This is a genomic window from Chryseobacterium elymi, assembly GCF_003385495.1.
Taxonomy (GTDB): Bacteria; Bacteroidota; Bacteroidia; order Flavobacteriales; family Weeksellaceae; genus Chryseobacterium; species Chryseobacterium elymi.
Genome location: NZ_QNUH01000046.1, coordinates 1 through 5,301, shown reverse-complemented (window position 1 = coordinate 5,301; position 5,301 = coordinate 1). Strand labels below are relative to the sequence as shown.

The following is a 5,301-nucleotide window of genomic DNA, read 5'->3' as shown; positions in this document are numbered from 1 at the left end:
AAATAAAATTAAAATGTATTTGTTTAAAGTGAGAAAATATATTTATTTTAGTGCTTTAAAAATTTCTCATGAAAAGATATAACTTATTGATTGTACTATTACTGCTTATTTTTAATGTGACTACAGCTCAAAAGAAAAATTCTCCGGCTGCAGATCTCAGTATCTTAAAGGAAACCAAAACGAAAATCGAAAACACTGTTCCATTGGTCATCAAGCACCTTCAGACTATCGCTGATAAGGAAGGTGACAATAATATTGTGACCAACGGAAAGACTGCTTTAGGAAAAGAATATGGTATTTTAGAATCTGAATGGTTTCTGTACAGAAATAATATGAAGAACTGTATTCTTAACAATTCTTCCAAAAAAGCTAAAAAGTGTATGGAATACCATACACAGTATCTAAGAAATACATTCATCAACTACAACAATTATATTTCAAACCTTACAAGAAAGAACGGATATCTTGGTGTGGAAGGGGATACAAAATTCGATTTCAAACCGGCAGAAATCAGTACAAAGCTAAGTGAAGCTTATTTCAGTGCCAATGATGCAGCGGGAAGAATGAAAAGTGGCCAGAAAAAAGAGTTTTTAGAACAGACAATGTCCGAAGATAACAAGCTTACTCCTTACGGTCAATTGGCTCAATAAATATTAATCTAAATAATAATGAATCCTGCTTTTTTAAAGTAGGATTTTTATTTAAATATGATTCATTACCATACCCTTGAAACATTGTCATGTTTATTTGCTTAGCCTTAAATAATAAAAAGAACCGCAGATGCAGTTCTTTTTTAGTTAGAATATATACAATACGTTAATCATCATTATATCATGATGAAAATAAAGCATGATATAAAAAGATCCCCGCCGGAATGTTATGCACTAATCAAAAACATTCGAAAAAAGTAGAAAATAAGGCGGAGATCTAAAAACATAAATAAACTCTGTAACCAGTCTCCTGATCAGTAGAGCGGTACAAAAGTAAGATTTTGAGGGTCTCCCGCTAAAAAAAAACTGTAGAATTAAATAATACATTTTGTAGAAGTAATACTACTTTTGAGACAGTATCATGATGACATGATTTTATAGCGATGTATTACTTCCACCAGTGATAATAATTGTGAAACCTGTCATATTCAAACCCACAGCGCGGATACAGAGCATTTCCAATATCATTGTTCTTTTCTGTTTCAAGCATCAATCCACAAGCACCCGTTTCTTCACACCATTTTTTGCTTCGATCAATAAGTCCTACAGAGATTCCTTTTCCCCTGTAATCTGGATGCACGAAAAGATCACTTAAAAGCCACTGTTTCTGTAGTCTGGTATAGTGGAACAATTTATAGAGCTGTACAAAACCTATTGCTTTTCCATCAGCAAATGCCAGAAATATATCTGATTCATTGTTCAGAAATCTTTCTTTAAGGAATTCTTTTCCCTTTTCTACATCAGATTCCTGGCGGTAAAAAATACGATAAAGGTTGAAAAGCTCTGCAGTTTCATTAAGATCTTCAAGACCTGCCTTCTTAATTGTGTAATTCATTTTTGCAATTATTTTTTAAATTAACAATACAAAAGTATTTTGAAATAGGACTACATTTGTACTCCAGATAATAAACAACTGATAGTCCAGAATGCTTCCGTTTGAACACATCATCAACATTGATAAAGAAAGTAAAATTGCAGTTTACAGACAGATCGCTGTTTCTATTATTACGGCCATAAGAAACGGTGTGCTAAAACCACGCTATCATCTTCCCGGAACCAGGGAACTTTCAAAAACATTGGGAGTACATCGTAAAACAATCATTGCAGCCTATGATGAATTACATGCGCAGGGCTGGATTACGATCATTCCAAGAAAATACACTTCCGTATCCGACCGTATTCCATTATTGAAGCCCCAACGATGGAATGAAGAAGATGTAATTCCCTCTTACGAAAACAGTTTCAGTCTTCCGTTCAGACAGATTGATGAAGGAATAGAAGAATCACGTTCTGGATTGCTTCCTGAAATCATTATTGACGACGGACATCCGGATGTAAGACTTTCTCCAATTGATGAGCTTTTGAAAACCTATCGTTCTTACACATCCAAAAGACACACTATCAAAAATGCCAATACCGGGACAGAACAAGGCACTTCAAGGCTCCGGGGCGAGCTGGTCCATTATCTTTCTGAAACAAGAGGTCTGAATATAGGTCCAGAAAACATACTGATCACTCATGGTGCACAGATGAGCATCTATCTGACTGCGCAGCTTATTCTTGGACCCGATACCAATGTAATTGTAGGATCGCCCAATTATCCGGCTGCCAATGCTGCATTTGAGCAGACCGGGGCAAAGCTCACAGAAGTACCTGTGGATGAAAACGGCATAAACACCGAAGCTGTTGAACTCATCTGTAAAAAGAAAAAGATTAGTGCGGTTTACGTTATTCCCCATCATCATTATCCTACCACAGTCACGCTCAGCGCTGCCAGGAGAATGAAACTGCAGGAACTGGCGGCTACCTATTCTTTCGCAATTATTGAAGATGATTATGACTATGACTACCATTATACTTCTTCACCGTATCTTCCTCTGGCAGGAAGCAACCACAATGGAAATATTATTTATATCGGATCTTTCTCCAAAATCCTAGATCCTTCTCTCAGACTCGGTTTTATGGTCGCTCCAAAAAACTTTATTGACCAATGCACGGCATTACGAAAAATCATCGACGTGGGTGGTGACGGCTATATGCAAAATGCACTGGCTTTTCTGATCAGGGAAGGTGAACTTAAACGGCATCTTAAAAAGGCAAAAAAGATTTACCATCAACGCAGAGACTTTCTGGATACCCTATTAAAAAACAGATTAAGCCCATATATTTCCTACGTTTTGCCATCTGGTGGAATGGCTTTCTGGATCAGATTGTCACCTGAATATTCTGTACGTCATATAATAGAAACTCCACACTTAAAAATTTTACGCACTGACGAAAAACTGAATGCTTTCAGGTTTGGTTTTGCTTCAATGGATGAGAGGGAATTAGAAACAGCAGTAGATTTTTTAAAAACAGCTTTGGATCGTTTCTGAAGATCAATAGACTTTAAATTTGTCAAAAAAAAAACACAGCACGTTCCGGATTTTATAAAAGCAATGAACTTTAGAAATTTGCATTATAAAATGTAAAATAATGAATGACATCAACCAAAGAATTGAAAGTATAGACTGGCAAATCATCACTGAAGCTCTGCATCAAAATGGATATGCCCTTGTACCCGGCTTATTATCTGCCAATGAATGCAAAGCATTAAAATCTGATTATGACAACACTGCTTTATATCGCAAAACCGTTGTTATGGCACGTCACCGCTTTGGACTGGGTGAGTATAAATATTTTAATTATCCGCTGCCCGATCTTATTCAAACTATAAGAACAAACATATATCCACATCTCGTTCCTGTTGCCAATACATGGTTTAAAACATTGAGGATTGATCTGGATTTTCCATTGGAACATACGACATTACTTCAGCAGTGTCAAGATAACGGCCAGCGGAAAGCAACTCCTCTAATCTTAAAATACGGAAAAGGAGGCTTTAATACTTTACATCAGGATCTTTACGGAGATATTTATTTCCCAATTCAACTTCTTTTGATGTTGAGTGAGCCTGAAAAAGATTTTACTGGCGGCGAATTTGTACTTACCCAGCAGATTCCCAGAGCACAGTCCAAAGCCATAGTTATTAACCCGAAGAAAGGCGATGCTTTGATTTTCACCACCAATTTTAAACCTGAAAAAGGGGCTAAAGGATATTACAGAGTCAATATGAAACACGGCGTGAGTGAGGTGAAAGAAGGCAGCCGCTGTACATTGGGAATTATATTTCATGATGCTGTCAGTTAAAAATGAAGAAGCATATTGAACTCTCACCCACAGCCTTAAGAAGCCGGATCAGAAGCGGGGAAATTAAATTCGGAGGAAACTGCAAACTAAAAATTTACGGACTACTCCACTGCTCCTCCGGTAAAAGGATGAAACAGGAAAACAGGGTCTTTTTTAAATCTGAAAAAGAAGCATTAGAAAATAATTACCGTCCATGCGGACATTGTATGAGGGAAAAATACAAACAATGGAAAATAAAGGAAAATTGCCTGCATCCATAAAAAATATATAGAAATTCGGAAATTCTGTAATAATACGTCACATTTTTTAATACCATTGTATTATTAGAATGTACAGTCATGAAAATTAAAACATTTGGGTTTCTCGTTTTAGGTTTTATTTCAACGTATGGCCAAACAGCGGTGATTGAAGTGAATTATGAGACTAAAATCATTCAGGACAGCATCAATAAAAGCCAGATTAATATTTATTCCTCCACTCTATTGTGCAATAATCTGGAATCGTCCTATTACAGCCGGGAAGCTAAAGCTTTTTACAACAGAAATTCTAATGAAACCAACACTACAGGTACAATCAATACAAATTATGGAGCCATTCCCAAATATCCCAAGTCGGTAAGCAGTGTTTACAAGAACAAAGAAAATTTAATAGTATCCATGCCTGTTGGCAGATATATTTTCACTTATGAAGAACCTAAACTGAAATGGGAAATACTGAACGATAAAAAAGACATCAAAGGTTTCAAAAGCCGTCTGGCAAGAACTACAACGGATACAGGCGAAATTTTTTTTGCATGGTTCACTGACGATATAGCTATCCCTGACGGACCTTTCAGATTTAAAGGTTTATCCGGTCTTGTTCTGGAAGTATACAATAAAAACAGAACGATTGAGATCTATGCGACAGATATTAAAAAATCTGAAGAAATAATAGAACCCTTACATTATATAACCAATGTCAAGACAAAATCTAAAAATCAATTCTTGGAAGCACGAAAAACCTATCAGGAAAATCCATCCATCTACAATGGAAATATGAGAATATTTGACGAAAACGGAAATGAAACCACTAAAAAGATGACCGATCGTATAAAAAGTCATACAACTTTCCTGGATTAAGGAATGCAAAGAATGAAAAAACTTCAGAATGCAGCTCAGAGGAGTGAAAGACAGAACGTTTTTTCTCTTCAGATTAGCCAAACTTTTTGCTTAGCCCCCAACTTTTGCGCTTGATCCTATATTATATAACATAAAAAACCTGTATAACTTGCTGTTATACAGGTTTCTATTTAATTTAGTAGCGGGAACCGGACTCGAACCGATGACCTTCGGGTTATGAGCCCGACGAGCTACCTACTGCTCCATCCCGCGGTGTATTTTTAGAGTGCTTACCGAAAGCACTT

6 protein-coding genes and 1 tRNA gene are annotated in these 5,301 nt (G+C 36.3%); 5 read left to right on the top strand and 2 right to left on the bottom strand.

Annotated features, from left to right (window positions below; translation table 11 throughout):
- The first annotated feature begins 68 nt into the window (after positions 1 to 68).
- The gene (locus DRF60_RS20650) at positions 69 to 650 is read left to right on the top strand and encodes a hypothetical protein (protein ID WP_116015234.1); all 582 of its coding nucleotides are present in this window, start codon (positions 69 to 71) and stop codon (positions 648 to 650) included.
- A 448-nt stretch (positions 651 to 1,098) separates the two neighbouring features.
- Here DRF60_RS20650 and DRF60_RS20645 read toward each other — a convergent pair whose 3' ends face one another.
- Positions 1,099 to 1,545, bottom strand: a complete 447-nt coding sequence (locus DRF60_RS20645; RefSeq protein WP_116015231.1) for a GNAT family N-acetyltransferase — start codon at positions 1,543 to 1,545, stop codon at positions 1,099 to 1,101.
- 91 nt (positions 1,546 to 1,636) lie between these two features.
- Here DRF60_RS20645 and pdxR point away from each other — a divergent pair, with 91 nt between their 5' ends.
- From pdxR to DRF60_RS20625, 4 genes are all read left to right on the top strand, one after another.
- Positions 1,637 to 3,085 carry a MocR-like pyridoxine biosynthesis transcription factor PdxR gene (gene pdxR / locus DRF60_RS20640; RefSeq protein WP_116015228.1) on the top strand — a complete coding sequence of 483 codons (1,449 nt, stop codon included), beginning with the start codon at positions 1,637 to 1,639 and terminating at the stop codon, positions 3,083 to 3,085.
- 100 nt (positions 3,086 to 3,185) lie between these two features.
- Positions 3,186 to 3,899 (top strand): 2OG-Fe(II) oxygenase, encoded by a 714-nt coding sequence (locus DRF60_RS20635; RefSeq protein WP_116015225.1) that lies wholly within the window; start codon positions 3,186 to 3,188, stop codon positions 3,897 to 3,899.
- A gap of 2 nt (positions 3,900 to 3,901) precedes the next feature.
- Positions 3,902 to 4,159 carry an Ada metal-binding domain-containing protein gene (locus DRF60_RS20630; RefSeq protein ID WP_116015222.1) on the top strand — a complete coding sequence of 86 codons (258 nt, stop codon included), beginning with the start codon at positions 3,902 to 3,904 and terminating at the stop codon, positions 4,157 to 4,159.
- Between the two features lie 78 nt (positions 4,160 to 4,237).
- Positions 4,238 to 5,017 (top strand): GLPGLI family protein, encoded by a 780-nt coding sequence (locus DRF60_RS20625; RefSeq protein WP_116015220.1) that lies wholly within the window; start codon positions 4,238 to 4,240, stop codon positions 5,015 to 5,017.
- Positions 5,018 to 5,196: 179 nt separating this feature from the next.
- On the opposite strand, the gene DRF60_RS20620 is transcribed toward DRF60_RS20625, so the two are convergent.
- Positions 5,197 to 5,269: transfer RNA gene (locus DRF60_RS20620), tRNA-Met, on the bottom strand.
- Positions 5,270 to 5,301 lie beyond the last annotated feature (32 nt).